Source organism: Desulfosporosinus sp. FKB (genome assembly GCF_002196705.1).
Classification (GTDB): Bacteria; Bacillota; Desulfitobacteriia; order Desulfitobacteriales; family Desulfitobacteriaceae; genus Desulfosporosinus.
Map to the genome: position 1 here is coordinate 12,418 of NZ_NADJ01000011.1, position 26,763 is coordinate 39,180.

Annotated in this window: 25 protein-coding genes and 2 riboswitches; of the genes, 3 read left to right on the plus strand and 22 right to left on the minus strand. The window is 44.4% G+C overall.

Annotated elements, in window-relative coordinates; all coding sequences use genetic code 11:
- Nucleotides 1–258: 258 nt before the first annotated feature.
- From cobD to cbiE, 14 genes are all read right to left on the minus strand, one after another.
- On the minus strand, nucleotides 259–1,329 hold the full coding sequence (gene cobD, locus B5Y67_RS02215; protein WP_088225022.1) for a threonine-phosphate decarboxylase CobD: 1,071 nt from the start codon (nucleotides 1,327–1,329) through the stop codon (nucleotides 259–261).
- Nucleotides 1,330–1,336: 7 nt separating this feature from the next.
- Nucleotides 1,337–2,254 carry a GHMP kinase gene (locus B5Y67_RS02220; protein ID WP_088224939.1) on the minus strand — a complete coding sequence of 306 codons (918 nt, stop codon included), beginning with the start codon at nucleotides 2,252–2,254 and terminating at the stop codon, nucleotides 1,337–1,339.
- Nucleotides 2,254–2,811, minus strand: a complete 558-nt coding sequence (locus B5Y67_RS02225; protein WP_088225023.1) for a cob(I)yrinic acid a,c-diamide adenosyltransferase — start codon at nucleotides 2,809–2,811, stop codon at nucleotides 2,254–2,256. The genes B5Y67_RS02220 and B5Y67_RS02225 overlap by 1 nt, the downstream gene beginning before the upstream one ends.
- Before the next feature lie 5 nt (nucleotides 2,812–2,816).
- Nucleotides 2,817–4,307 carry a cobyrinate a,c-diamide synthase gene (locus B5Y67_RS02230; protein WP_088224940.1) on the minus strand — a complete coding sequence of 497 codons (1,491 nt, stop codon included), beginning with the start codon at nucleotides 4,305–4,307 and terminating at the stop codon, nucleotides 2,817–2,819.
- Nucleotides 4,308–4,326: 19 nt separating this feature from the next.
- The gene (cbiB, locus tag B5Y67_RS02235; protein WP_088224941.1) at nucleotides 4,327–5,286 is read right to left on the minus strand and encodes an adenosylcobinamide-phosphate synthase CbiB; all 960 of its coding nucleotides are present in this window, start codon (nucleotides 5,284–5,286) and stop codon (nucleotides 4,327–4,329) included.
- Nucleotides 5,287–5,296: 10 nt separating this feature from the next.
- Nucleotides 5,297–6,865 (minus strand): cobyric acid synthase, encoded by a 1,569-nt coding sequence (locus B5Y67_RS02240; RefSeq protein ID WP_088224942.1) that lies wholly within the window; start codon nucleotides 6,863–6,865, stop codon nucleotides 5,297–5,299.
- A gap of 163 nt (nucleotides 6,866–7,028) precedes the next feature.
- Complete coding sequence (locus B5Y67_RS02245) at nucleotides 7,029–7,655, minus strand: precorrin-8X methylmutase (protein WP_088224943.1); 627 nt, start codon at nucleotides 7,653–7,655, stop codon at nucleotides 7,029–7,031.
- On the minus strand, nucleotides 7,652–8,017 hold the full coding sequence (locus B5Y67_RS02250; RefSeq protein WP_047810706.1) for a CbiX/SirB N-terminal domain-containing protein: 366 nt from the start codon (nucleotides 8,015–8,017) through the stop codon (nucleotides 7,652–7,654). The genes B5Y67_RS02245 and B5Y67_RS02250 overlap by 4 nt, the downstream gene beginning before the upstream one ends.
- Nucleotides 8,014–8,796, minus strand: coding sequence for a precorrin-6A reductase (gene cobK / locus B5Y67_RS02255; RefSeq protein ID WP_088224944.1), 783 nt, complete (start codon nucleotides 8,794–8,796; stop codon nucleotides 8,014–8,016). Before cobK ends, B5Y67_RS02250 begins: the two co-directional genes overlap by 4 nt.
- A complete protein-coding gene (gene cobJ / locus B5Y67_RS02260) occupies nucleotides 8,793–9,482 on the minus strand; it encodes a precorrin-3B C(17)-methyltransferase (RefSeq protein WP_242975792.1) in 690 nt (229 codons plus the stop codon). Before cobJ ends, cobK begins: the two co-directional genes overlap by 4 nt.
- Nucleotides 9,479–10,690, minus strand: a complete 1,212-nt coding sequence (locus B5Y67_RS02265; RefSeq protein WP_242975793.1) for a cobalt-precorrin 5A hydrolase — start codon at nucleotides 10,688–10,690, stop codon at nucleotides 9,479–9,481. Before B5Y67_RS02265 ends, cobJ begins: the two co-directional genes overlap by 4 nt.
- Nucleotides 10,687–11,475 carry a precorrin-4 C(11)-methyltransferase gene (gene cobM / locus B5Y67_RS02270; RefSeq protein WP_088224946.1) on the minus strand — a complete coding sequence of 263 codons (789 nt, stop codon included), beginning with the start codon at nucleotides 11,473–11,475 and terminating at the stop codon, nucleotides 10,687–10,689. Before cobM ends, B5Y67_RS02265 begins: the two co-directional genes overlap by 4 nt.
- Nucleotides 11,462–12,193 (minus strand): precorrin-2 C(20)-methyltransferase, encoded by a 732-nt coding sequence (gene cobI, locus B5Y67_RS02275; RefSeq protein ID WP_088224947.1) that lies wholly within the window; start codon nucleotides 12,191–12,193, stop codon nucleotides 11,462–11,464. Before cobI ends, cobM begins: the two co-directional genes overlap by 14 nt.
- The gene (cbiE, locus tag B5Y67_RS02280) at nucleotides 12,190–13,431 is read right to left on the minus strand and encodes a precorrin-6y C5,15-methyltransferase (decarboxylating) subunit CbiE (RefSeq protein WP_088224948.1); all 1,242 of its coding nucleotides are present in this window, start codon (nucleotides 13,429–13,431) and stop codon (nucleotides 12,190–12,192) included. The genes cobI and cbiE overlap by 4 nt, the downstream gene beginning before the upstream one ends.
- A gap of 133 nt (nucleotides 13,432–13,564) precedes the next feature.
- A riboswitch (cobalamin riboswitch) is annotated at nucleotides 13,565–13,745 on the minus strand.
- Between the two features lie 321 nt (nucleotides 13,746–14,066).
- Between cbiE and B5Y67_RS02285 the strand changes: the two genes are divergently transcribed.
- Nucleotides 14,067–14,489: a YtxH domain-containing protein gene (locus tag B5Y67_RS02285; RefSeq protein ID WP_088224949.1), complete on the plus strand. Its 423-nt coding sequence runs from the start codon at nucleotides 14,067–14,069 to the stop codon at nucleotides 14,487–14,489.
- A gap of 185 nt (nucleotides 14,490–14,674) precedes the next feature.
- On the opposite strand, the gene cbiD is transcribed toward B5Y67_RS02285, so the two are convergent.
- The 6 genes from cbiD to B5Y67_RS02315 all read right to left on the minus strand — a co-directional run bounded on the left by cbiD (nucleotide 14,675) and on the right by B5Y67_RS02315 (nucleotide 22,058).
- The gene (cbiD, locus tag B5Y67_RS02290) at nucleotides 14,675–15,805 is read right to left on the minus strand and encodes a cobalt-precorrin-5B (C(1))-methyltransferase CbiD (protein ID WP_088224950.1); all 1,131 of its coding nucleotides are present in this window, start codon (nucleotides 15,803–15,805) and stop codon (nucleotides 14,675–14,677) included.
- A gap of 310 nt (nucleotides 15,806–16,115) precedes the next feature.
- Nucleotides 16,116–16,928: an energy-coupling factor transporter transmembrane component T gene (locus tag B5Y67_RS02295; RefSeq protein ID WP_088224951.1), complete on the minus strand. Its 813-nt coding sequence runs from the start codon at nucleotides 16,926–16,928 to the stop codon at nucleotides 16,116–16,118.
- Nucleotides 16,919–18,724 (minus strand): ABC transporter ATP-binding protein, encoded by a 1,806-nt coding sequence (locus B5Y67_RS02300; RefSeq protein WP_088224952.1) that lies wholly within the window; start codon nucleotides 18,722–18,724, stop codon nucleotides 16,919–16,921. The genes B5Y67_RS02295 and B5Y67_RS02300 overlap by 10 nt, the downstream gene beginning before the upstream one ends.
- Before the next feature lie 27 nt (nucleotides 18,725–18,751).
- Complete coding sequence (locus tag B5Y67_RS02305) at nucleotides 18,752–19,267, minus strand: ECF transporter S component (protein ID WP_088224953.1); 516 nt, start codon at nucleotides 19,265–19,267, stop codon at nucleotides 18,752–18,754.
- Between the two features lie 198 nt (nucleotides 19,268–19,465).
- Nucleotides 19,466–20,251, minus strand: coding sequence for an AIR synthase related protein (locus B5Y67_RS02310; RefSeq protein WP_348982274.1), 786 nt, complete (start codon nucleotides 20,249–20,251; stop codon nucleotides 19,466–19,468).
- 52 nt (nucleotides 20,252–20,303) lie between these two features.
- Nucleotides 20,304–20,479, minus strand: a riboswitch (cobalamin riboswitch).
- Nucleotides 20,480–21,239: 760 nt separating this feature from the next.
- Nucleotides 21,240–22,058: a flavodoxin family protein gene (locus B5Y67_RS02315; RefSeq protein WP_088224954.1), complete on the minus strand. Its 819-nt coding sequence runs from the start codon at nucleotides 22,056–22,058 to the stop codon at nucleotides 21,240–21,242.
- Between the two features lie 172 nt (nucleotides 22,059–22,230).
- On the opposite strand from B5Y67_RS02315, the gene B5Y67_RS02320 reads away from it, so the two are divergent.
- On the plus strand, nucleotides 22,231–22,398 hold the full coding sequence (locus B5Y67_RS02320; protein WP_088224955.1) for a DUF1540 domain-containing protein: 168 nt from the start codon (nucleotides 22,231–22,233) through the stop codon (nucleotides 22,396–22,398).
- 237 nt (nucleotides 22,399–22,635) lie between these two features.
- A complete protein-coding gene (locus tag B5Y67_RS02325; RefSeq protein WP_047810693.1) occupies nucleotides 22,636–22,827 on the plus strand; it encodes a PspC domain-containing protein in 192 nt (63 codons plus the stop codon).
- A gap of 253 nt (nucleotides 22,828–23,080) precedes the next feature.
- Here the strand turns inward: B5Y67_RS02325 and B5Y67_RS02330 are convergent, their stop codons facing one another.
- On the minus strand, nucleotides 23,081–24,832 hold the full coding sequence (locus tag B5Y67_RS02330) for an ABC transporter transmembrane domain-containing protein (RefSeq protein WP_088224956.1): 1,752 nt from the start codon (nucleotides 24,830–24,832) through the stop codon (nucleotides 23,081–23,083).
- A gap of 1 nt (nucleotide 24,833) precedes the next feature.
- Entirely contained in the window at nucleotides 24,834–26,588 is a 1,755-nt protein-coding gene (locus B5Y67_RS02335; RefSeq protein WP_088224957.1) for an ABC transporter transmembrane domain-containing protein, read from the minus strand.
- Between the last annotated feature and the right edge of the window lie 175 nt (nucleotides 26,589–26,763).

A 26,763-nucleotide genomic window follows, 5' to 3' on the forward strand; every position in this document is an offset into this window, starting at 1 on the left:
TGCACAGTATAACACATTATAACTTAATTCCAAGCTGAAGATTTATGGTTTTAAAACGTTTTTATACCAATTAAACCATTTCATTTGAAATTCTACTTTTAACATTAACTTTAAACTCTATAAATTTTGATATTAAATAAACAAGCATTAAAGATTAAGGATTAATCCCAATTACATGAAGAATCCTGTAAATAAAACATGTTTCCAGTTTCCCAACCATTATTGAATTGAGAACGAACCTTAGGTAGATTACTTTAACTATAGATAGAAACCTTTAAGAGCTTCAATCAATTTCTGCATGGCTGAGATATCCTTAATGGCAACTCTCATAAAATCCCCCTTCAAACCGGTAAAATTGCGGCAATCACGTACAAGAATTCCTCTCTTCCCAAGATAAGGGATTAATTTGGAAATGGAAGAGTCTAGAACCTCAATCAAAGCAAAATTCGCTGTAGTGGGATAAATCCTTAGATAAGGAAAACAAGCCGCTTCAAATTCGTGATAAAAATAGGATCGGCTTTCTTCGATCTTATTTCGTACATCTTGAGAATATGTAAGATCCTCAAGCGCTGAAATCCCGGCTTTTTGAGCAAGGGCATTAACCGACCACGGATCGCGAAATCCTTCAAATTGGGCTAACAGTGATCGATCAGCAAAAGCAGCCCCTAAACGCAATCCGGGGATACTGTAGAACTTCGTTAAGGAATATAAAACAATGAGATGTTGATATTTGGTTAAATAAGTGCGAGCTGACGTATACTGTCCAGATGGTAAAAAATCAAAAAAGGACTCATCGAAGAGAATTTTACAATCCATCACTGCGCACAGCTTAAGAATTTGTTCAAAGGAATCCTGTTGTAAGACAGTACCGGTAGGATTATGAGGAGAACATAGAAATAAAAGATCACAGTCCTTTAACGTTTCGGACCATTGTTCTTTAGTTAAATGGCAGCCGTTCCAGCCCTCTGCTCCCAAAGTGATATAACACACCTCAGCTCCCACCGATCGAGCTGCTCGTTCGTATTCACTAAAGGTTGGCAGCGGGATAACTACTTTGCGGGGTTTTAGGGCATTCACGATGGTAAAGATTAATTCCCCGGCACCGTTACCGACCATTATTTCCTCAAGAGGCAGACGTGTATGACTTGCAAGAGCTGTTCTCAAGGCCAGACATTCGGGATCAGGATAGCTTACAATTTCCTTTAGACCTTCTTCTAGTGACTCCCATACTCTTTGTGGAGGTCCGAAAGGATTAATATTTGCCGACAAATCTATAAAGTCATGTAAGCCATAGTTTTCCTGAGCTTTTCTAAGATTACCGCCGTGCACGATGATGTCACCCCGCATTTTCTGTATACTTTAGATTCTTGGTTATAATTCCTCCAGGATGGCTGTTAAAGACATCGAGATAAACAGGATTGAATCGTTGCTGAACTTCACGCTGCAGATGGCTGCGAAGTACCCGTTCAACGGATTCCGAGGCTGGGAAAATTCCGGCCAGCAACGTTCCGCTGTGAGCTGTTACCACGCCTAAGCCACCGTTTTGCAGAACCCAATCAAGAAACGGTTTAAATTGAGGTTTAGGATTTATCTCAAGATTGCATTGAGCACTTATTGTCCCAGATGCAGCTAATTTTTCGATATCCCCCTGCTCAATTCCTTCCAAAGCTAATTTGTAGGCTCTTTGAATCGTACCTTCAAAACGACGGTAATGTTCTCCGAGTCCCGGGCGGGCATTAAAGGCTTTAGTATCGATTGAACCGCCCCAATCCAGAGCTAAAAACAAAGCGGGTATGGAAGATCCCAGAAAGCGATAGTTATGTCTTTGAACATGTTCAAGGGCAGTAATTCCGGGAAACATCACACTGTCACTTGGCTCTATGCGTAGAGCTAATTTCATCACTTGCTCAGGAGCAGGATTTTGATCTAAAGCCAATAAAAGTGCTGCGGCAGCAGCTGAAATATCGGCCGTTGAACTGGCCATTCCTTTCCCTTCCGGAAGCTGCTGAAGAAATTCGACTTGCCCACCTAACGTTTTCAAGCCCAAATCTTCCTTGAGCAATTCCAATACCTGAAGAACTTTCGTTTTTTGTATAGGGAGATCCCATTGGCCGCTAAGCGGGTTAAGGGTCACTTTGATCTCCGCAAAGCGATCGATGGGACAATCGACAAGAAATGGGACTCCACCGTGAGCCCCTTGTACCCATTCCCCGCATGTTCCCGGACACCGGGCTAAACCGACCGAGAAATTCATTAATATTCAATCCCCCTACGACTGTGTACCCCTTGAGCGAAAGGATGTTTAATTGAGTTTAAGTCCCACCAGGAATCTACCCAAGGTTCTATTGCTTCGGGCATTCCCCTGCCGGTTAGAATCCAGCGCATATGAGTGTTAGCTGAAAGAAGTTCCTGCAGTCGATTTAAGCTTAGAAAACCTTTATTCAGAGCATGACTGACTTCATCTAAAATAATGAGGTCATAGCAATTACTTTTAGCTTCTTTAATGACATAATCGCAGGCCATATTGACAAGTTCATTGGCGATCTCCGGGTCGCGATTTTGGCGAAAGCATTCACCACATCCCGTACAATGCTTCAATCCGGTGCGAATCATTCCCGACCAACGACATCCTACACCGAACTGAACAAGGGGAATCCCCAACCGATTCAGAGCCATAAGCTCGCCGCTATACGTACTCCCCTTTAGAAATTGCACCATGAGAACCTTTTTACCTTCGGAATTGGCTAATAATGCGTCCCCGATCGCTGATGTAGTTTTTCCTTTGCCCTGACCCGTGTAGACTGTAATCATTTTAATCATCCCCTCCGTTGAGAGGTAAACCAATGCTGCATTAATTCAGGTTGTCCGGCAAAGTTGAGATGAAGGTAAGAAGCCACAAGATTGTCCCGCACATATCCCTCTAGGCGATCTGGTTGTTCTCCTTTAAACAGTTCGTAAACCGTCGGAACTTCTGATTCGTAGGTAACTCGTGAGTAATGGAATTCATGACCCTGCACCACGGTTCCCCTGGGTCCAAGAAAATTATCTTCTCTGAAAACGCCTCTGCGATAACCTATACCTTGCAAGCGTTTCGTCATTTCTGCTTTCATGGGAATGAGACCGGCCATAGGGAGTTCTGTTCCTTCAAAACTTGTGATCGATTTCCCCAGGTACATATAGCCGCCGCATTCCGCATAAATGGGTTTCCCGCTTGCCGCAAAGCCGCGCAGGGAGTCAAGAAAGGGAATATTATCACTCAACTCTTGGAGATGCAGCTCGGGAAAACCACCTCCGAGAAAGATTCCATCCAGGTCGTCCGGCAGAGCCTGATCATGCAATGGGCTAAAGGGCATAAGAGAACAGTTCAGGCCTTCGGCAAGGTCCAAAGCATCCTGGTAATAAAATAAGAAAGCCTCATCCCAAGCTAACCCTAAACGAAATTTATGGTCGGATACCTTCAGGTCCAAGTGACCCTTACGATTTGCGTATCCAGATTCACCCTGATCCGGATTACTATTCTTAATCGTGCCGATATGGTTTAAGGCATCGATACCGCGATTAAAGCCAAAGGATAAATTATCATTGTAATTGTTAATGTCAGCTTGAGTGGTATCTGGAAAATCAGGAGCCTGCAGCATGATTTTTTCGATCTGCTCAAGATCAAGGTACTTTTGCATAAATTCGGAGAGGGACTCAATGAATCCTTCCAGCAAGCCACCTTCTCCAACGGGAATTAATCCCAAATGCCGCTCAGGCAGGTGAAGTGACGTTTCTTTCGGCAGGACTCCGAGTACAGGGATTTCAAGTTCTAAAAGGGCCTCTCGGATTATTTTTTCCTGGGCTGGTGACTTAACGCGATTTAGAATGACACCTTGAAGACTCACCTCAGGATCATAGGTTTTGAATCCATGCACCAAAGCTGCTGCGCTTCGGGACATGGAAGAAGCATCAATAATCAGTATTATCGGAGCTTTGAGGAGCTTTGCCACATCGGCGGTACTGCCAAAACCGGCAGTTCCGCTCATACCGTCGAACATTCCCATGACACCTTCGATCACTGCCCAGCGTTCCTGAGAACTTTGCAGGAAAATCGAAGGCAGACGGTCTCCCAGCAGCCAGCGGTCAAGATTGCGTGATGGTCTCCCGGTCGCAGCCGCATGATAACTGGGATCAATATAATCGGGGCCGACCTTATACCCTTGAATCGGACGCTGGCGTTTATTTAACGCTGCCATTAATCCTGTAGCCAGAGTAGTTTTGCCCACTCCGCTGTGTGTACCTGCCAGGACTATGCGAGGAATCTTCACGATGTCGCCCCCTTCTAAATTAACGTAACCAATAAACTAAACCCAGTGCCGGAAGCAAGGACAGCCAAGTCGCAGATCTGATAAGCTTTTGACAAAGGATAATGTCTTTGAAGTTCGAATCATGCAAGACATCTCCCATTTCTGCCCGGTGGTGCGGGCGGCCGTGATAGATATTGATACCGCCAAGCTGTACTCCCAATAATCCGGCTACAATGCTTTCCGGATTTCCGCCATTAGGGCTCGGATGGCCTGAGGCATCTCGCTGCCAAATTTTATAGGCCCGTCTGACGGGAAGTCTCTGGAACCATCCCGCTAAGAGCAGGAAGAATACAGATAAACGTGCCGGGATATAATTGGCCCAATCATCCGTACGGGCAGAAAACCAGCCGAAATCTTCATGCTGTTCATTGCGATAACCAACCATAGAATCCAAGGTACTGACCGCTTTAAAAGCCATTGCCAGAGGAGCCCCTCCCAGTGCCGCGTAAAAAAGCGGCGAGAGAATCCCATCCACGAAGTTTTCAGCCAATGTTTCCAGCGTACCCCGGACTATGTCTTTTTCGCTGAGATTGGATGTATCACGGCTGACAAACCAAGAAAGTTTGACTCGTGCCTCTTCTATCTTGCCTTGTTCTAAAGGGCTTAGAACACTTTGTCCCGCATCTGGGAGAGATTTGCCGGCCAGTGTTGTAAAAATAAAATAGGCACTGATAACGAAACCCAGCAGAGGATGGATTACCTTTGCTCCATAAATAATGACCCATGTCACCAGGTAGCTCCCGCTTACAACTAAAACTGTGAGCAAAACGCCTTTTTTCCGCCTAGAGTTTCCTGGCCCATGATTAAGCCTTCCTTCTAAAAAGGCTATAATTTTGCCGATCAACACCACCGGATGAGGCCAGTTTGGCGGGTCACCAATCATTTGATCACAAACAAATCCGAGAAAAACCGTCAGCGTTAGATAAGGAATTTCTGTCATCATCCTTCTCCTAGCTATTTCCTTTAGGGGATGATTGCTCAACTGGTGTCAATCCCATAATCCTGCGAATACGTTCAAGATCAACGCTTTGACGTACCAGATCCGCTAATTCATTAAAGGCCGATTCCCTCAGGGCCGCCTGAGACTGAGTTGCTGCGCAGGGGCGCGTGCGGTCTTTGCGCTGCCAAAGCCAATTCAGAAGAGACGTTCTTAAATGATCATTGTCAAAGATCCCGTGTAAATATGTTCCGTACCCATTCCCTGACTGTAATCCGTCATCATATGATACCCCGTTAGATGTTAACTCAAAAAGCGCTTCCTGACCTTCATCGGATATGGAACGTCCCATATGAATCTCATAACCTGCCACGGACTCTCCGGTACAGCCTTGAAAAAAGCTCCTTGTTGATTGGATGTTCCCTTTACTTTGGACCGTATGTTTTTGAGGATAAAATTCGGTGACCATAGGAAGAATTCCCAGTCCGGGCACCTCTTCCAAATCAGATTCCGTATGGAGAGGGTCCTTCACCAAACGCCCCATCATTTGGTAGCCTCCACAGATCCCGATGATGGGAAGATCCTCTTGCCAATCCTTATAGATCTGATTTCCCAGGCCGCTTTCGTGTAAAAAGCGCAAATCTGCGAGGGTGTTTTTACTGCCGGGAATAATAATTAAATCCGGGTGGCCTAAATTGCTAAGTTCCGTAACATAGCGGACGGAAACATCAGGCTCGTCCTGCAAAGCATCAAAATCAGTAAAGTTAGAAATATAAGGCAAGCGGATAACTGCCATATCCAGCTGATCAGCAGTGGACATGGCAGGCATTTCAGCCGCCTCACTGATGGCTACGGAATCTTCATCTGGAATGCGTATTTTAAAATAAGGAACAACACCTACTACAGGTATCCCTGTTCGTTCTTCAATAAAATCTAAGGCCGGCTGAAGAAGAGCCAGTTCCCCCCGAAATTTATTGAAGATAATTCCCTTAATCAAAGCCCGTTCTTCTGGTTCTATTAATTCTAAGGTCCCCACCACAGAGGCCAAAGCTCCGCCGCGGTCTATATCAGCTACCAGCAGGACAGGGGCTTTCGCCTCCATGGCTACGCGCATGTTCACGATATCATTGGATTTAAGGTTTACTTCCGCCGGGCTTCCTGCCCCTTCGATGACAACGATTTCATAGTCATTGAGCAATTCATGCAGAGCTTTTTGGGCATGCGGCCAAGTCAAACGCTGGTATTCCCCGTGATAGCGCAGAGCTGTCACATTCCCTTGGGATACTCCCATAATGACAACTTGAGAACCTTTGGGTCCGCTGGGTTTCAATAAAATCGGATTCATGCGCACATCGGGATCGACTCCAGCCGCTTGGGCCTGAACCACCTGCGCCCGGCCCATTTCCCCCCCAGCTGCGGTGACAAAGGAATTAAGCGCCATATTTTGGGCTTTAAAGGGACTCACCCGATAACCTTCTTGATAAAAGATCCGGCAGAAAGCAGCCGCCAACACGCTTTTTCCCACACTGGAGGAGGTTCCTTGGACCATGAGCCTGGCCGCTGTTTGTTTCTCTGAAGACATATCCTCACCCTCTTTCTAAGGTGGTGTTTATCTAATCGTAAGACTCCCGCTTCTACAAGTGGGAGTGGTTCCCATACCTTACTTCGGTGGGGCTGGAGTCCCCCACCGAAGCCCCGATGTTCAGCTTTAGCTGAACGAGTTCACTTCACGTTATCTCATTTACCTACCGCAAAGCTGTATAAATTAAGGCATTAACCACGGTTGCCGCCAGGGGGCTTCCCCCGCGGGTTCCGAGAACAGTGATTGAAGGGATTTCCTGGTGCTGCCAAAGCAAATCTTTAGATTCCTTAGCACCGACAAAGCCGACTGGAATGCCAATGATTAAAGCTGGACGCGTTTCGGGATCCTCGGCTAGACGAAGGACCTCCAACAGGGCTGTAGGGGCATTGCCGATAGCAACTATAGCCCCCTGCAATCGTTCGGGATGCATCCGAAAGGCGGTCATAGAACGAGTGATTCCCCATTCTTTGGCTTGTTGGGGAATTTCCGGTGCATTTAGATAACACTCTACGCTTCCGCCTAAAGATTTGAGTTTCTCTTTAGCTATGCCGGCGCGTACCATTTCCACATCCGTGATAACCCTCGCTCCGTTTTTCAGAGCTTGCAGCCCGCAATCAATGGCTTGGGGATGGATGGCAATAACCTGTTCCAACGATGGATCTCCACTGGTATGAATTAATCGTTCGACGACGGGATACTCTTTTTCCGGCCAAGTGCGGGTAAGACCGGAGCGAATGATACTCATGCTTTTTGCTTCAATTTGTTGGGGATCCAAAATAAACTCTGTCATCCCATAGCCTCCTTGATGCGTTCAGAGGCCAAGCCGGCAATACCGTCATCTGCTCCTAATTCTCTGGTATAGACGATCTCTACATCAGGATGTTGTTCGCGAAGTTCGCGAAGTTCTTCGTGAATATCGACGGTGACATGAATCCCGCGAAAGAGAAACAGCGGCATGATAATAATTCGGGAGGCACCTTCCTTGATTTTTTCCGCCACGGCTTCAGGAAGACTGGGCTTATCGTGAGCCATATATGCTGGCGTAACGTGTTGGCCAAGTAATGAGCTTACTTTTTCAGCAACTACTAAAAGACCTTGATTCGCCTCAGCACGTCGGCTTCCATGTCCTAAAAGAATGATCTCAGTTTTCATAAGAGTTCCTCCATTTGTTTAAGAAATTGCGGTATTGAATGAGCCACTATTATTTGCATATCTGGATTATTTAAGTTCGCCGGCGGCCGCTTTAATAAGACTAAAGGAATATTCAGCCTGCGGCAGGCATGTACTTTTTCCAAGGTTCCTCCAACTTTGCCGCTTTCCTTAGTAACCACAACGTCGATCTTCAACTGTTGGAACATGGCTTCGTCCCAGGCTTGAGAAAACGGCCCTTGAGCAGCAATGATCTGATTGGGCTTGAATCCTAAGTTTTCACAGCGTGTTAAAACTTGAGACGTCGGCAAGACACGAATAAAAAGGTTTTTGTCGTTAAGGCAGGACTGCGCCCTCCACTCCGGCAAGGAATTGCTCCCGGTGGTAAGTAAGATGCGTTCCCCCAGGTCAGCGGCCTTTTGAGCCGCATCTGGGACATCCTCGGCCCAATGAATCAAAGGATGGTCCTCAAGTTCCAGGGGTAAACGCTCCCAGCGCAGATAGGGTATTTTTAGTTCAGAACAAACGAATTGGGCCGTTTCCTTGACTTGTATGGCATAAGGATGGGTAGCATCAACGAGGGCTGAATAAGATCCCCTTCGCAGAAGGTCTTTAAGCTGGTTGGCATTTATTGCTCCAGAACGGGCGTCCAGCCCGGATTCTGCTGCTAAATCTGCGCCGTAAGCAGTTAGTGTCGATACTAAAACCTCATGTCCCCGAGTCTTTAAGGTTTCAGCCAGGTTACGTCCATCCTCCGTTCCTGCCAGGAGAAAAAGCTTCACAGTTTATAACCTCGAGGAGTAACCATGTAAGGTCCCACAATACGGGTTTGAGAGTTTCCAACGATAACCGTCGTCAGCATATCGATGGGATGACTGGTAAATTCACCAAGATTCGTAATCAGGACACTGGATTCGTCACCTCGTAAGGCTTCTCGAACAAGGCCGACCGGAGTATCCGGTCGGCGATATTGCAGAAGGATTTCCCGGACTGTTTCAATGTGTTGAGTACGGCCTTGACTTTTCGGATTATAAATTGCAAAAATGAAATCCCCTTCAGCGGCTAAACGAACTCGTTTTTCAATAACTTCCCATGGAGTAAGCAAATCACTTAAACTGATTACGGCAAAATCATGCATTAACGGTGCACCAAGCATGGAGGCTGCAGCCGAGGCCGCCGTAACTCCTGGGATAATCTCCAGAGGCAGGTCCAAAAGCCCAGCCTGTTCCATACATTCAATGATAATTCCGGCCATCCCGTAGACTCCGGCATCACCGCTGCTTACAACGGCAACGCGATGTCCTTCTCCCGCTAAGCGAATCGCTTCCCGGCAGCGATCGATTTCCTGCCGCATACCTGTGGCGACGACTTGCTGATGGGTTAAGAAAGGACGAATTAACTCAATGTAAGTTTTATAACCTACAATGTATTCAACCTCGTTTAGTACGGATTGAACCCGTGCTGTCATGTGCTCGGGGTCTCCGGGGCCAAGTCCCACGACATAGAGCTTGCTGTGCTGATTGCCACCGTGACTCCCTGTCCCTTGGTCTTGGGTAGAATCAGGTGCCCCATGTGTGCTCCCAGGATACTCGCTGCTTCGCATACTCCGTCCACTCCTATCTTTTCTTTTACAAAGTTTGAGCGCGTTAAATTTTCTTGGCTATTTACTGCTTGAAGTTCATCAGCTGAAAAGGTCCGAAAGGGAACCCCGAGAGATTTCGCCGCTTCCTGCAAACCTGCTTCATCAGCTTTTAAATCGATGCTATAAAGACCGGATATGGCCTTTAATGAGGCCCCAATTTGTTCCAGAGCTGAGGTAATCCCATCCAAAACCACGTTACTGGAAATTCCCCGACGACACCCGACCCCCACACTTAAGACCGGAGGGATTAGATAAATGCAATCTTTTTTAGTATTGCCGGAGGGAAAGGCATCAATAATTACATTTGGGTTAGTTTGCAATTCATGAAGATTTATTTCTTGAGATACATTGGTGCTCTTAGTGCTCTTAGTACTCTTAATATCTTTAGGGTTACCCGATCCGATTATGGATTTGGCAAATCTTCTTGTACAATCCATAAAACGATAGTGAGGATCATCCAACCAACGTTGATCAATAGAAAAATCATCTGGTTTAAGTACGTTAAGATACCCTTGTTCCAAAAGTAACCGATTAACGGCGGGCAAATGGTCAACAGGTTCAACCTTCCAGCCAAACCTTCGGGCATATTCATCAGGTGCCGTAATTCCCCGGCCGTCTGTGGCCGTGGTAATAACCGCTTGGGCTTGGAGATGCTTAGCGATTTCCCTCGCCCAGGCGTTCGCTCCCCCTAAATGACCGGAAAGCAAAGGAATTACGAAATTTCCTGCCTCGTCCAAAACCAGTACAGCGGGGTCCCGGTCCTTCCGATCAATGAGTGAGGCGATCTGCCGGACCACAATGCCCGAGGCCATGATGAAGATAAGTACTGAACACTCCTGCCATAAGGTTGGGACAAGATCACCTAAACGCTGAAAGGGTTGTAAAGGGATAGCCTTTGGGATTTTTCCGGCGCCGGCTGAGAGAGCTTTTGCATGAAGACAGAAGGTCGGTATAGCTGAACCGGGAAGATTCTCCCCAATGCGCAAGGCCGTTGCCAAACCTCGATCTGTTAAAGCCAGTATCCCTATCTTCACGTCTCTTTTCCCTGTCTGAATTCATGAGTAAACGTTGGGTCATAAAGCTTAGAACGGGCATATCCTCCTGCCGGATCCAGGAAATCTCCCACAAGGATTTGAGCCTGTTTGCGGATTCCGGCAGCCTTCACTTTATCGGCAATGGTTTCCAAAGTTCCAACGACAATTTCTTCATCCGGCCAGGTGGCTTTAGCAACTACAGCAATAGGAGTGGAGGCAGGGTATCCTCCCTCAAGTAAGGCTTCAACAACAGACCCCATATCTTGTACACTTAGAAAAATCGCCATGCTGGATTGGTGCTGCGCTAAAAGGGTTAAGGCTTCCCGCTCCGGTACGGGTGTCCGTCCGGCCAAACGAGTAAGAATCAAGGTTTGACTGATATCCGGCAAGGTGAACTCCCGTTTGACCGCCGCAGCAGCGGCAAAAACTGAGCTGACTCCCGGAACCACAGAATAAGAAATTTCCTCTTGGTCTAAGCGATCGAATTGTTCCTTGATTGCGCCGTACATGCTGGGGTCTCCCGTATGGAGACGGACAATAGTTTCTCCTTTTTTTGTTCCTTCGATCATTAAAGCGATCACCTCTTCCAGAGTCAAAGAGGCGCTGTCGTGACAAGGAGTTCCCGGCCGGCAGAGCTTAAGCAAATCCGGGTTGACTAAAGATCCGGCGTAAATGACCCGATCTGCTCTCTCCAAGGCTCGGGACCCTTTGATGGTGATCAGTTCCGGATCTCCCGGACCTGCACCTACAAAGATAACTACTCCCTTTGGTTTATTTTCGCTCACCGTTTTCCCTCCCTAATAAATCCTTTTTGACCAAGAGCAGGCTAAGGTAATCGATTTTATTGGCTTGAAAATCTTCCGGCTTTGGTTCCCAGCAGATTTGCTCTCCGGTCTGACCTAAACGTGTAAGCAAAACGGCTTTTCGGTCTCGCTCTCGCAGAAGGTTGAGAATTTCCGGAAGCCTGCGCGAAACTTTCATCAAAACCAAATTGGGAAAATCAAGATATTGGTCAACGTCTTCCGTACTCGGCAGGACCACTAAGGGCTCATCTCCCGTAGCAAGCGGCAAATTGATTTTCGCGGCCGCAGCTGCCATAGCTGTAATACCAGGAACAGTAGTAATTAATTCAGAAGGTAATTGCTCTTGAAGAAGGTTCAGCAGGTAACTGTAAGTACTATATAAGGAAGAATCACCTAACGTAATGAAGGCAATAGATTTGCCTTGCTTCAGCTCCTGTAAGAGCATTTCTGCTCCGTCTCGCCAGGCCTTGGCTAAAACCTGCTGATCGGACGTCATGGGCATTTCCAGTTCCAGCAAACACACATTAGCCGGGCAGTGGACTTTGGCAATGTCCCAGGCAACGCTTTCTCTTTCCATTTTTGATTTTGGAATAGCCACCAAATCTACCGTTTGCAGGACATCGACAGCTTGCAGAGTTAGAAGGCGAGGATCTCCCGGTCCGACTCCGACTCCATAAAATTTGCCCCATGTTGTTGTCATGATCTTACCCCTTTTCGTGCAGATAGTATAAAGACAGGATTTAAGGCTTGGGCCATATGCAGATTATGAACGGGCTGCCAGCGGACAGCTTGAAGAGAAACAATATCAATATCCTGATAGTCCAGTTCTGAAAGTAATTTTACCCCCTGAGACATAGTTTCAAGGGTGACGGCTGTAATGACGATCCTGCCACCTTCAAGAAGCGGCACGTTTACTAAAATATCCTCCAGCCGCCCTTTACTTCCCCCAATGATACAGACATTAACCGGTGGAAGTTCCGGAAAAACATCGGGTGCGCTTCCGGGAATCAATTGCAGATTTGAAACGCCAAACTTCTGCTGATTAGCAAGAATCAAGGCTTGAGCTTCGGGATTATGCTCAATAGCATAGACAACTCCCTCCGGGACTAAGCCAGCAGCTTCAATACTAATACTTCCAGTACCCGCCCCGATATCAACAATACTGTCGGATCTGGAGATTTGAGCTTTGGCGATAACTTGAACTCGGATCTCTGACTTGGTCATAGGAACGTTGCCCCGCAAAAATTCCTGATCCGGTATTCCTATTCGTCCTTCGAAGACAGAAGCAGCTGATTTCTTAGAATCATCGCCTGTTGCCTGCACAATCTCCGGATGCAAAATAAGAATTGCATTCTTCAAGGAGGCAGCTTCTTGAGCCAAATGATTGGCATCCATAGTTTGCCATAGCTCTTCGGGGTAAGCCAACGCATTCCCCACTGAAATATTCGGATTTTGTCCAAGATCAATATAAAATTGGGCGATTCTTTGCGGAGTGTTCATTCCTCCGGTTAATACTCCCGTCAGACGTCTTATTTGGGTAGGAAGTACTGATAAATCTCGTCCGTGGACACTGACAAAATCAGCCTCTTGCCAAGGGAGTCCTGCTCGGGCAAAGGCAAATTGAAGAGAACTGATTCCGGGATAGACATCGATTTGCTCTCCGGGAAATTCTTTTTTTAGTCTGGGCAAAAGGCTGAAAAAACCTGGATCACCCGAGACAAGAACTCCTATATCTTTCTTATCTAATAAGGCCGTTCTAATGACCTCAAGGCTGGCCTTAAGGTCTCCCGTTAAACAGTGTTGACCACCCAAGAAATCAGGAAAAAGCTTGAGAGCTCTGGATCCTCCAATTAAATCATCACAGTTCATAGCCAGATCTATAACGGCTGGAGGCAGCCATTCTGTTCTTCCGGGCCCGATTCCGATTACCTTCAACATTAATTTCCCTTCTTCCGTGGTTGACTAACGTTTTGCCAAAACCTTACTTGGAACTTTGTGACAATTAAAAAAGAGCCTGAGCGGCTCGTATGGTTTATCCTTTAATAAACACACACATCTCCTATCGCTCGTAGGTCTGTGAATTACTTAAGGAAGGTTTTCTGGCTTCAAATCATCATTCTCTTCCTATGTTTACAACAGATAAAGCAATGGAAGAAAACTCCTTGTTCACAGTGGCGGGACCGCGCCGGATTATCACCGGCTTCCCCTTATAGATCCTCGTTGACTGAGGAGCCTTAAGTATTTTTATAAAATTATAAGCCTAAATGACGTTTCATTATATCATCTGAATATCTGAGTATTCTATAAGTATTAACAAAATTCCTCTTTTCAAAAAAATTTAAATTAAATCTTCACTTTTATTGATTAATACTATTTTATAGCTTATTTCTTAATTAGGCAATGTTAAGCAATTTGTTTTAAGCAATTCATGATATTTGGTAAATATTCTATAAAGATTATATAATCATTTTAACCATTTATGTTATATTATACCACAAGGCATTTGACACTTCGCTGTCTATTAAAGAATAAGATATTTTGCATAGAGTGCAAAGAAAGGAGTTTTTGATAAGATGCCCGAAGGTAAAAAAACTGCGAGTATCGCCTCCGTCGCCATTGCGGCGCTAGTTGGCGGAGTGGCCGGCGCCGTTGTTGGTTTAATGGTCTCTCCGAAGAGCGGGGAAGCATTACGTAAAGATATTCAAACAAAAGCAGAAAATCTTGCCGAGCAAGTTCAAGACTGCACAGTTCACCAAGCAGAGGCTTTAAAAGAAACGGGCTCAAACCTGCTCGATAAGGGAAAGAAAATTAAAGAAGATCTTCAAGTCCTCTGGCAGGATTTAAAACCCAAAAAATTAAATTCCATTGACATCGCTAGTTCTTCTGCGGTTGATATCCAGGCGGACTCAGAATCCGAGCCTGAAGTTGTTACGTACTCATCTGAATCTCCAACTGTTGAAACCCCAATTCAAGATGATATTGATACACTGCCCTAGAATACACGAATCCTTTACCTAGATTCCATAATAATCAAGAAGCCCTAAAATCGAGCATTCGATTTTAGGGCTTCTCTTAGTGAACTCGTTCAGCTAAAGCTGAACATCAGGACTAAGGTATAGAAACCACTCCCACTTGCAGAAGTGGGAGTCTTATTAAAACAAACGTATTTACTATCAGGCCTTTAAGCCTTACCGACGCTCCATTTCCAATGTTGTTTTTCAACGATCTCTTGAGCATTCATATCCCAACCCACGGGCTGACCATTTAATAAGGTCATGATGGCTCCCACTCGAAGACGGCCAAACGTAAAAGCTTGTGCCCGTTCGCTGGCCAAATAAGCTAAATGATGCAGCAATGCTTGGTGACCTAGGTTTAAAAGTTCTATAGCAGCTCCCTCAGTTGTAGGGAACTCTGCCAGTGCTCTTAAGGTTTCGGTCTTAATTCCGGAGAGCGCGGCATGAGCCAGTAAAATTTCAGTCCGCGCATCAGCCACACGATTATGAGTGTGGAAGATACCTCCCGAAACTTTAATCAATTTGCCGATATGGCCCACTAAAACGACGTCTTCAATACCCCGGTAAACAGCTTCTTCCAAAAGAAAACCGACGAAATTGCTCATTTGAATAACAGCTTCTGTGGGAACATCAAAACCTTCTGTCGCCACACGAAATCCATAATGTCCCGGAGTTAAAACAATTGCTTTATGTCCGTAGGCCACTGCTTGGTCCAATTCCGGTAAAATCGAGGTTTTGAAGGCTTCTTCAGACATGGGACGAACAATCCCACTGGTTCCCAGAATTGAAATCCCGCCCACAATACCCAGACGGGGGTTTAAGGTATGTTTAGCAGTCTCTTCGCCTCTCGGAACTTCAATGGTGATTTCAAGTTCTTCCTGGGGAAAAGCCTCCCGTACTGCTTCACGTATCATTCGTCTGGGGACCGAGTTGATAGCCTTTTCACCTACAGGTTGATCCAAGCCTTTTTTAGTGACAGTGCCCACGCCTTGTCCACCCCGAATATGAACCTCGCCTTGAGTCGAAAGCTTGCGCACGAGGACACGAATCTCTAAGCCGTCCGTAATATCGGCATCATCTCCGCCATCCTTGATAATACTTGCAGCTGCCCTTGAATTCTCAAGGTTTCCGGAATGGATCGGCATCCCTAAACGAGCTTGATTGGGCAATGGTATTTCGATTCGTTCCGGCAAGCAATCTCCGCGCAGGAGAAGACAAGCTGCTTTGGCAGCACCTGCAGCACAGCTGCCTGTTGTATATCCCTCGCGCCAAGTATGTCGATCTTTATTTCGCGCCATAGTTATCTCCTGTTAGCAATTATTAGAATCTCATTCAGAGAGTTATCATCACTCTGCACTTTTTTACGTCACGTTCTGAGAAATTATTGTTCTAGTCCGAAAAAATAATTATAAAATTTGTCGTCATAGAAGTATTCTAATAATCGTTATTTTAATTTAGCAAATACTTATCCTAAAGTATAAATGATAATATTTGTCAGTTCAATACTGCTATTCAAGCGGACAAACATTTCCTATATTCAGCACTAGGTTATAGCTAAACGTTCTGTAAGGATTTTTATTTGCCTATAATCAAAAAAACCTTAAATTATTATAAGAGTCCAAGCCGCAATTTGAAACGCAAAAATAAACATAAAAAAGATAAGAAAATAATAACAGTGAGTGCCCAAAAATCTCTTGCTGCAATGGCTTTGTCAAGCTTCACCGTCCAAACCCGAGATAAACCGTACCCTCTGTTCAGCATAGCCATAGATAGGGAATTAGCCATTATTATTGAGTTGATAAACAAAGGGATCATAATGGGAATATAGGAACGAATTGAACCTATAATTCCTTTTCCGTGCAGATTCATTCCCCGTGCCATTTGAGCCTCTAGAATAAGGGATCTTTTTTTATCTAAGGTCGGAATAAAGCGCAGCGCTGTCGTCAATATCATAGATACTTCGGCAGGAACCTTTATCCACTGAAAAAATTGGGTAAAATCCTCAAGGGACGTTGTGAAGGTTAAGATTGAAGAAGCAATTAATAAACTCCATATTCGAAGCAGAAAGGTCGTCCCCATTAAAAATCCTCCGACAGTAGCCCCTAAGTGTTTCCCCGGAAATAGATAAAAGAGAATTTTCCGATTGGAAAGATGGTCAAAGTGCTGAGGTGAATAAGAAAAACCTGTGATCAGGATGATGGAAATAACAATTGGCAGCAGAGGGATGATAAGGCCAGTAATCTTTCGCAGCGGGATATTTATCGCCAAGGCTAAAAAGGCTGTAGCAGAGATAATTGCCAGCTGATAAATTGGATTTTGGAACAGGAAAGACAGAATGATGATTACTAAAAAACCCAGCATCTTGCTTCGTACATCTAACCGATGAATTAAGGTATTTTCCGAGGAAGAGGCTACCAACATTTTGTTATATCCCCTCTTTCGAACAGTGCCGTGAATTCTTCCGGATGGAGTAATGTCTCTGAAAATCCGACGTCACTCAAGCAGGCGGAAAGGCGGCAGAGCTGCGGAGGAATAATGGAGGCATCTGCTAATATCTTTTCTTGAGCAAAGACTTCGCGAGGATGTCCATCAAGGAGAACACTGCCTTCTTTCAAGACGATAACCCGTTGGGCATACTGAGCTACAAGATCCATGTCATGACTTACCATAATTATCGTCGTACCCCCTTGATGAAGTTGGTTTATCAACCTCATCATGGCCTGAACACCAGAATAATCTGCACCGGTTGTCGGTTCGTCAACAATTAGGATTCGAGGTTTCAGCACTAAGATTGAGGCTACGGCAATCATCTGCCTTTCCCCTTTTCCCAGGGTAAAGGGATGAACATGACGATAATCCTCTAAGCCGGTTTCCTTGAGGACCTGATTGAGCTGTTCTTTGATTTCCGCCGTCGTTAAACCGGTATTTTTTAAACCGTATTCTATTTCTTTCTCAACGGTGGTGGAAAAAATTTGATGGTCCGGATTTTGGAAAACATAACCGATGGTTCTTGCCAAATGAGCGGTATCATACTTTTGCGTACTCATTCCGTGGACACATACTTCTCCGCTTGTCGGTTTTAACAAGCCATTTAAATGTTTCGCTAAGGTCGTTTTACCGGCCCCGTTTTGGCCAATCAGGGCGACAAAATCGCCGCTGTCTATTGTTAAATTGATTCCTTGGAGAATAGGGTTTCCCGATTGATATTGATAAAACAAGTCCTTGATTTCGATGGCTTTTTCCTCAGGAAATTGATGGTCTTTCCGATCGTGCTGTTTCGGCTGAAGAGGAAAATGCATTACGGCATTAGCAGACTGTGTAGGACTAGATAACAGCTTTTTCAAAAGACGTGCCGCTGACGGGAGATCTAAGGGAATTTCGTCAATGGCTATCCATCCTTTTTCATATAAGTTCCACCCTACAAGACTAACAGGCAAGGGTTTTATGCCATACTGCTGCAATAAAGGAATGTCGCGAAAGAGCTGAGTTGGTTCACCACGCCAAACCAGTTGTCCCTGATTTAATACGATTATCTCATCCGCCCTGTTGATCACTTCTTCACTGGAATGTTCCGCCAATAAGATGGTTAAAGCCCTTTTTCGGCGCAAGTCGTCGAGGGTTGCGTAGATCTCCAAGCGCCCTGCAGGATCAAGTTCTGATGTCGGTTCATCAAGTACCAAGATTTCGGGTTCCATGGCCAGGACTCCCGCAATGGCTAAACGTTGTTTCTCACCCCCGGATAATTCCTCGGTCAAACGCTGGTTGTATCCTTTGAGCCGAACTTTTTCTAAGGAACGATCAACTCGGTCTTGGATTTCTTCTAAGGGAACAGAAATATTGCGGGGGCCAAAGGCCGTATCTTCTTCCACAGTACGGCCGAGAATTTGTGTTTCCGGATCTTGGAGGACAAGGCCCAATATTGTGGACATAAGTTGGACAGGTGTTTTTCTCACGTTTCTGCCTGCCACTTTAACCTCGCCGGTTAATTCTCCCTCGAAAAGCTGAGGTATCAGTCCGTTGAGACAGAGACTCAAGGTTGTTTTCCCAGCTCCGGCAGCTCCCATCAGGACAATGAACTGTCCTTTGTTTAGGCTAAGGTTAAGACCGCGCAAACTTGGTTCGAGAGAATTTGGATATTGATAGGAAACATTATTGAGTTCAATGGCTTTGTCATTTTCGTCGTTAATACGATCTCTTGCTGTTGTTTTGATTACCATTGTTTCTTCAGTTTCCTCCTTACGAGCCTAAATGAGCCGCGTCCCTTTGATTGCTTTATAGGCTACTGCCGAAATAATGACATTAAGAGCTGAACCGATGACGAGAAAGGGCAGAACCCCAAGAACCCCTCCCATTCCCATAATCGGCAGCATCGCAAAGGAGGATACAACTCCATTGAGGATTATACCTGCTATGGCTGCCGGAATAAGGCCGAATGTTTTATTCACCCAACGATAAACTACGGCCCATAAAGCCATTTGCACAGCAATATAAATATGAACAGGGATTGTCAACGGGAACCCAACAACAGCCGATGTTAATAAATGGCCAAAAGCAATGACCACTGCTCCCTCAATCCCACCAAAGGCAATAGCACAGAAAAAACCAGGCGCCGAATCCATACCGATAGTTCCCACTGGACTGGGAATCTTAATCAGTGCCCCCACATAACTCAAGGCCAGAAAAATAGCCATAATAGAAAGCCGTTTGACATTCCAGGCGGACAGCTTGACGTCCTTAGTTTCTGCGTTAATTTGACTCATCGAGTTTTTCCTCCCTATACTTCTTTATACTTTATACTTTTACTCTTTTACTTTTTTACGAAAAACAATTTTCATCCTACTCTGTGAACTGAAACAGTTCATGAGTGAACTCGTTCATCTAAAGCTGAACATCGGGGCCATTGATATGCTCTAATACCTCATGTCCCTTTGGACATAGCATTCATATTTCTTTTACACTTATATCATCTTACCAATTTTAACCATCATTAATTGATTTTGGTTTGAAGAAATAAAATCTTTTGTCATAGCTGAAGATGCCGAGAATACGAGACATGTCGACGGCCCGGCGGATTTACTCAAGTCTAAACCGCAGGATTGATCAATCTGCAATTGCCGCTTAGCGTTTGAGGCAAGCTGCTGGGCTTCTGTTAAAATCCCTTTTGAGCCCACAGGAATAATGTCATGGATTCCTGGAGATGCCAAGAGTTTTCTTATCTCCTTGATCTGTACTATTTCCGGGTCCTCTGGATTGCTAAGTTCAGAGCCAACTTTCGGCAAACCTAAGCAATATACTTCATCTCCGGCTTGTGAAGTTCCAATACGCAGCTGATCTTTGGCAACGGTACCAATAACACTGATACCAAGCCCAGTCTGCTGGGTTGGTATATTTTTCTCGGTGCTTACTGCCATGGAGAGGGAAAGACCGGCACATGCTAATTCCTCTTTCACCCCCTTTAATATTTCATCACCTGCTGGATCGGGTTCGTTAGAAATGGCAACAGTCATAATTTGAGGTTCTGCCCCCACAGCTAAGACTTCCAATAAGGCAACCCTCGTTGTCATTCTACCTGTAACCTGCCAAGATACTTTAACGACATCGAAATCTTTCAGTCCAATTGCTCCACAGGAATCACAAGATGCAATAAGATATTGTTCCGGATTAATTAAAACAGCTTCAATATCCCGCCCCTGATACCCCAACTCTTTATTCAACTCCTTTCCCTTAACAAACAAAAAGTTCACAGTCATAAATCCGCCTTAAAAGACAGAAATTTGACCATGAACTTTGCCTTGATTCATGTTCTACATTATAGGCAGGTCTCCTGACTTAGAATCAACGACTTATACGCCTTCCCGGCTTCCCAGTGGCTTAAGTATAAATCTCCTCGTTTACAGTGGTGGGTCCGTCTGGGATTCTCACCCAGTTCCCTATTCTCCCTTATTAAGGGCACCTATTATGTCTTTAATTAATCGTATTTTAATCCATAGAGGTTCAGATTACAAGAGTTTTTTGAATCTTCGACCTAACAAAAAACCCCAATATCTCAGCAGTGAAATATCAGGGCTTTCTATCTTTGAAAATTCAATTGTAATATCTCTAGCAACAGAATGCGTTTCACCATTAGCTAATTACCGCCAAAGTAGACCAATACTCCTTCGATTGCGTAATGTCTCCATTTGCTGATTTCTTAACATCAAGTACAACGGTTTTTTTACCTATTTCATTTTTGGCCATCATTTTCACGTCCTTTCTGGATTAATTTTGAAAACTGTAAGCCTATTGCGTTTTTCCATGGCCATTTTATTTCGCAGAGTTATTGGTTAATGTTTTATTAGATTCTTTAACTTCAGCGTATACAGGACAACCCATAACGTACATTAATAATTGTTTTTTCATTAGATGACACCTCCTTTTTAAGGGCATGTTGGCAGGTAAAACATTTCAAACTTCCCTTTAATTTGCAATCCTTTCATCTCCTGGTTTCTGTAATTATTTTACGTCAATTTAACTTATAAGTAAAATATATAATCGGAATATCTATCATGACTTTATGAGATATTAAACCCCATGTGCACTCATATACATGTCAACAATTCCTTCTATAAACACCTAAATATCAGCCTTTGAAAAATACTTTTTGACAGCGAATCAATAGTAGTGTAAATAGCCTTATGATCAGCAGGAAGCGATCGTTTTCCTTATAGGAAAATAATCGCTTCCTGCTGAGCGTTAGCTCCTATATTGATTTCTAATCAGAGCTAATTCTTTACGCCTCTTGACAAATTCTTGCACTTGGTCTTTCAGCCAGACTTGAAAATGTTCCTTCAAAAAATCTTTTGTAAAGCGGCTGCCGGAAGGACCAAACTCCCAATGCAAGGAATTCCCCTGATCCGAGGGCAAGATCGTCGCTTCTTGGCCACAAAAAGGACATAGAGCGTGATTGGAAGCAGGGAATTTCCAGAGATCAGACCAACAGGTAGGACATCGTCCGGTTTCCGGCTGATGAGGATTGCCGAACAAGGATTGTCCGAGAGCCTTAATTCGTTCTTTGCCCTCAGGATCAACTAAGGCTTCGCCAGGAAGAGCACCGATAAACATATGGGCATCTTTAACGTTCAACCCCAAAAAGCGTGCATAAGTGATAAGGGCAGAAAGGGTATACCCTTCCCAACCTTTTATTCCAGCTGTCCCGATAATTACGCATGGCTTTCCCCAAATCTGATCAATCTGTTGAGCTAGAGCGATAATCCGGTCTCCAAAAAGTTTTGTGATTCCTGCGGGACCCAAAGCGTAGCAGGGCGATGAAAAAATAATTCCATCGGCTTCTTTGATCCGTTCAAATAAGGAATATAAATCATCGTCCAAGGGGCAGCGCTTATCCTGGCCTAAGCAGGCATAACAAGCTTTACACGGCAGCAGCTTTAACTCTGTCAACTTTACAAGATCCAGCTGCACTTCCTCTCCCATGGAAGCAGCGGCTTCTTTAATAAGTATTTCCCCATTGGCTAATTTTCTCTGGGAAGCAACAATTCCTAATACTTTTCTCAATCTGATCTTCTCCTTTTTATCGTCATATTTTTTAATTATCTATCAAATCAAGCTATGTACTAAATTATACCATCAATATATTCTTATTACTGTCTTACAAGTAAATGGATTCATTAAAACTTGGATTCTGGAGAATCTAATAGGGAATTAAATTTAAGGAGGAATAGCCCATATGAATGTTAAAAAAATGCCTCAACCTAATAACGGAATTAAATGTGTTGTTAACACCTGTCATTATTATGGTACAGGAGATCATTGCCATGCCGAGAAAATCGAAGTTCAATCCCCCGATGCCACAACTACCGAAATGACAGACTGCGCTACCTTCCTTCCCGAATAAAACTCAGTAAATTTTTTACCATGATTTTATCATAAATAAAAAAGTCTAAGGCTAGTTTTATGAAAACAAGCCTTAGACTTTTTTATTTTTCTTAAGGGGATCCCGCAGCAAAAGCAGATATCCCATATTTTAGACTTTTACCGTCTTTGTCACATCTTTACATCCTGATGAATATTAAAGTGAGAGATTAGATTTTTTATGTCAAAGAGACTCCATAAAGGAAAAGGAGGAAATCTTATGTCGAGACGCTTGTATAGATCGAGTCAAGATCGGCAGCTTGGCGGCGTATGCGGCGGAATAGCTGAATACTTAGATTTGGATCCCAGTCTTGTTAGGATAGGTGCTTTACTTCTTCTCTTAGTGGGTGGAACAGGTTTTTTGGCCTATCTTGTGGCCTGGTTCATAATACCAAGTGACAAAAATATCTAAATAGTACTCCGCTTTTGAATTAATAACATATCTGTTCAAGTGAATAAAAATTGCCAGGAAATTTTCCCAGCTATTTTTATCCATTTTTAAGACCTCCACTTCTATAAGTGGGGGGGCCTTCGTTAACTTCAGGTGGGGTAGAGTCCTCCTTCGCCGCTAAGTATCCCTATTGGGAAAGGCGGCTCGGCAATAATGTCCACTGGACATTATTGTATCTGAAGCCCCGATGTTCAGCTTTAGCTGAACGAGTTCACTATTCTTCTTTTTCTTTATTCCCATGCTGCAGAATAAACATCTTGTAATATAAACCTTCTTGAGCCAAGAGTTCAGCATGAGTCCCCCTCTCTACAATTTTACCATGGTGGAGGACTAAGATAAGATCGGCATCCTGAATCGTTGAAAGCCGATGGGCAATAGCGATGGTTGTTCGTCCCTGGCGCATCTTTCCTAAAGCGTTTTGGATGGCCTCTTCTGTTTCTGTATCCACGTTTGCTGTAGCTTCATCTAAAACGAGGATCTTGGGATTACCGGCAATGGTCCGAGCAAAACAGATAAGTTGACGCTGTCCGCTGGATAAGGTTGCCCCCCGTTCACCCATCGGCTCTTGAAGTCCCTGGGGCAGCCTTCCAATAAAGCTGTCGGCTTGAACGAAAGAAACAGCGTCTCGAACTTCTGTTTCTTTAATTTCCGATCTGGAAAGAGCAATATTACTGGAAATAGTACCAACGAATAAAAAGGGATCTTGAGCTACAAGTCCTACTTTTGACCTTAGCTCCTGATCAGAGAGCTGAGATAAAGAAATTCCGTCGATGAGAATTTCTCCGTGAGTAACCGGATAGAACCGCATGAGCAGATTGGCGACGGTACTCTTGCCGCTGCCCGTATGCCCGACTAAAGCGACTGTTTGCCCCGGGTAGGCAGTAAAACTGATTGATTTTAAGGCCATTGCTCCCTTGGCGTCCTGATCATAAGAGAAACTGACATTTTTAAATTCTATCTTTCCTTGACTTATGGCAGGTGAATCCAGCGCGGTGACCTTCGAGGTGATTCGTTGATCATCCAATAATTCAAAAACCCGCTCAGCAGCAACTAAAGATTGTTGAAATTGAGACAAGCGCTGCATCATCATATTGACAGGTTCAAAGAAACGGTCCAGGTAGTTGATAAAAGCGTACAGTACCCCTATTTCAATTGGTCCCGTCAACGATTGGAACCCAAAATAATTTAAAACAATGATTAGGGCCAAGGTATAGATCAGGTCAACAGCCGGACGAACAAACAGGCTTTCTAAACGGATGTTAGCCATTGCTTCCCGATAGTAATTGTTGTTGATGGTCTGAAACTCCTGACGAAAGCGTTTCTCCTGACGCATTGCCTGGATAATAGACATTCCCTGTATGGATTCATTCAGTTTGGCATTGAGATGACTAAGTTCTTTGCGTAATCTTCGGTAAACCTTGGTACTAACTTTGCGGTAAGAAATCATGAGGATGATAATAATAGGAAGCAGGATCAGACAAAAAGAGGCCAGACGAACATCTAAGTAAAACATAGCCACAAAAACGCCAAGCATAAACACCACATTCTGGACAAAAGCAGCCAAAACCCCCACAAACAGCTCTTTAATGGCTTCCGTATCATTGGTTATGCGGGAAATTAAGGCACCGGCCGGAGTTTTGTCAAAAACCCTAAATTCCAGATGTTGTACATGACTGAAAACATCAATTCGCAGCTGCTGAACTATTTTGAGAGCAATTTCATTAAAACTGACTAATTGACGATAGTGTAATAGTGCCGACAGTATGTTCAAGCCGAGATAACTTGAGGCTAAGATGATTAGTGCACCTCGATTGAAGGAACGCGGCACTAAGTACTGATCGAGAAAAATCTTAACCAAAACAGGACCGATGACATCCGAAAAGGTAGCAAGAATCAGAAGGGAAGAAGCAAACGTTAAAGCCTTTTTATGGGGGACAAGATAGTTAAGCAAGCGTCGAATCACCATCTTAATGTTCCGCCCCCTCTTCAAGCAAGGATTCCAGCTGCTGTCTTCGATAGGTGGCAGCATACCAGCCATTGAGTGACATCAGTTCCGAATGACAACCTTGTTCGCTGATTTGTCCGTCTTTAAGCACGATGATTAGGTCTGCTTCTTCGACAGCGCTAAGACGATGAGACGATATAAACGTGGTTTTTTGAGCCCGCTTTTTGCGCAGACTCTCTAAAATTGACTTTTCTGTTTTCGCATCAACAGCTGATAAAGAGTCATCCAAAATAAGAATTTCCGGTTCCAACAGAAGTGCTCTGGCAATAGAGATCCTCTGCTTTTGCCCGCCGGAAAGGGTAACCCCTCTGTCCCCAACCAAAGTATTATAACCCTCCGGAAAACTCAGAATATCTTCGTGGATGTCGGCAATTCCCGCCGCATTATAGATTTCCTCTAAAGAGGCCTCCTGTTTTCCCAGGGCAATATTTTCAACAATGGTACTCGAGAAAAGGAAATGGTCTTGAGGTACATAGCCGATCTTACTGCGTAACGATTGGAGAGTTACATCATAAACTGAAGTCCCTCCAAGTTGAAGATCTCCATCATTAAGGTCAAATTCGCGCAGAAGAAGCCGCAGGAACGTTGTTTTCCCGCTCCCGGTTTTACCGACAATTCCCAGAGTTTGGCCCTGACGTACCTGAACACTAATGTTTTGCAAAATGGGTGTTTTTCCTCCGGGATAGGTAAATGAAGCTTTGTCAAAAGTGACGTCACCATTGTCGAATCGGTCAAGAGCTCCATCCTTTTCATTTATCTTCTGGTTAATCTTTAATAAGGTATCGACTCGATCATAGGACGCTCTGCCCCGTTCAAGGATATTAAACAACCAGCCAAAAGCGAGCATAGGCCAGATAAATTGACCTAAATAGATCGTAAACTGAGTAAGCTGTCCGAAGGTTAATCTTCCATTAATTACGTCAATTGAGCCAAAAATAAGAGCCAGAAAAAAGGAAATCCCGATAATCAGCTGGATTGTCGGATCAAAAAGTGCATCCACTTTGGCAACAGCAATGTTCTTCTCTACCACATCCTCAGATAAGCTGCGAAAGGCATCTAATTCTGCCTCTTCTTCTCCGAAGGCTTTGACAACTCTCATGCCGTTAATGTTTTCCAGCACTTTATCATTAAGATCGGAAAAGGCGGCTTGGGCTCGATGAAATCTCTCATGGAGCATTGTCCCATAACGACTCGTAGACCAAGCCATTAACGGCATGGGCAAAAGCGTAATCAGCGTGAGTTTCCAACTGATAAATAGCGCCATTGATAAAATCACTAATCCGCCGGTCGTTAAAGAATCCACCAGAGTCAATACCCCCATGCCGGCAGTCATTTCAACGGCTTGGATGTCATTGGTCGCATGAGCCATTAAATCACCGGTTCGCTGCTTTTGATAAAACTGCGGGGACATAAGGGTAAAGTGATCAAAAAGTTGCTTTCTCAGCAGCCTGCTTAAACGGCTTGCTGCCCCGAAAATCATTAAACGCCAGGAAAAGCGCAAAGCATAGACTGCCAGACCAGTCCCTATAAGCAACAACGTCCAATGAAGCAGCGATATTGTCGTTAGGACTCCGCGGCTGATTTCATCAATAATAACTCGAACTACATAAGGAGGAAATAAATTAAGAAAGGCGACGAGGACTAGGACAACTATCCCTGATATGTAGCTTTTTTTCTCTAGCTTAAAAAACCACATGAGATCTTTAAAAAGAAGCATATAATCTCCTCTCATAATTTTAAACTGATAACTGACTGACCGCAAAGAGATGACAGTTTAAGGGGAAAGCTTAAGATAAACTAATGTCAGATCTCTAAAATTATAGCATATTAAGGATCGTCTGTTCTTATTTTAAGAGCTAGAAATAGATCTCAAATAATAAGAGCCTCTCATT

Excerpts from the sequence above, each read along its gene's own strand:
- B5Y67_RS02295 (WP_088224951.1), bottom strand. The coding sequence starts at position 16,928 with ATGTTGGTAGCCTCTTCCTCGGAAAATACCTTAATTCATCGGTTAGAT.
- B5Y67_RS02300 (WP_088224952.1), bottom strand. The coding sequence starts at position 18,724 with ATGGTAATCAAAACAACAGCAAGAGATCGTATTAACGACGAAAATGAC.
- B5Y67_RS02320 (WP_088224955.1), top strand. The coding sequence starts at position 22,231 with ATGAATGTTAAAAAAATGCCTCAACCTAATAACGGAATTAAATGTGTT.
- B5Y67_RS02330 (WP_088224956.1), bottom strand. The coding sequence starts at position 24,832 with ATGGTGATTCGACGCTTGCTTAACTATCTTGTCCCCCATAAAAAGGCT.
- B5Y67_RS02240 (WP_088224942.1), bottom strand. The coding sequence starts at position 6,865 with ATGTCTTCAGAGAAACAAACAGCGGCCAGGCTCATGGTCCAAGGAACC.
- B5Y67_RS02335 (WP_088224957.1), bottom strand. The coding sequence starts at position 26,588 with ATGCTTCTTTTTAAAGATCTCATGTGGTTTTTTAAGCTAGAGAAAAAA.
- cobI (WP_088224947.1), bottom strand. The coding sequence starts at position 12,193 with ATGACAACAACATGGGGCAAATTTTATGGAGTCGGAGTCGGACCGGGA.
- cbiD (WP_088224950.1), bottom strand. The coding sequence starts at position 15,805 with ATGGCGCGAAATAAAGATCGACATACTTGGCGCGAGGGATATACAACA.
- B5Y67_RS02220 (WP_088224939.1), bottom strand. The coding sequence starts at position 2,254 with ATGAATTTCTCGGTCGGTTTAGCCCGGTGTCCGGGAACATGCGGGGAA.
- B5Y67_RS02305 (WP_088224953.1), bottom strand. The coding sequence starts at position 19,267 with ATGAGTCAAATTAACGCAGAAACTAAGGACGTCAAGCTGTCCGCCTGG.
- cobJ (WP_242975792.1), bottom strand. The coding sequence starts at position 9,482 with ATGACAGCACGGGTTCAATCCGTACTAAACGAGGTTGAATACATTGTA.
- cbiE (WP_088224948.1), bottom strand. The coding sequence starts at position 13,431 with ATGTTGAAGGTAATCGGAATCGGGCCCGGAAGAACAGAATGGCTGCCT.
- B5Y67_RS02245 (WP_088224943.1), bottom strand. The coding sequence starts at position 7,655 with ATGACAGAGTTTATTTTGGATCCCCAACAAATTGAAGCAAAAAGCATG.
- B5Y67_RS02225 (WP_088225023.1), bottom strand. The coding sequence starts at position 2,811 with ATGATTACAGTCTACACGGGTCAGGGCAAAGGAAAAACTACATCAGCG.
- cbiB (WP_088224941.1), bottom strand. The coding sequence starts at position 5,286 with ATGACAGAAATTCCTTATCTAACGCTGACGGTTTTTCTCGGATTTGTT.
- B5Y67_RS02250 (WP_047810706.1), bottom strand. The coding sequence starts at position 8,017 with ATGAAAACTGAGATCATTCTTTTAGGACATGGAAGCCGACGTGCTGAG.
- B5Y67_RS02325 (WP_047810693.1), top strand. The coding sequence starts at position 22,636 with ATGTCGAGACGCTTGTATAGATCGAGTCAAGATCGGCAGCTTGGCGGC.
- B5Y67_RS02285 (WP_088224949.1), top strand. The coding sequence starts at position 14,067 with ATGCCCGAAGGTAAAAAAACTGCGAGTATCGCCTCCGTCGCCATTGCG.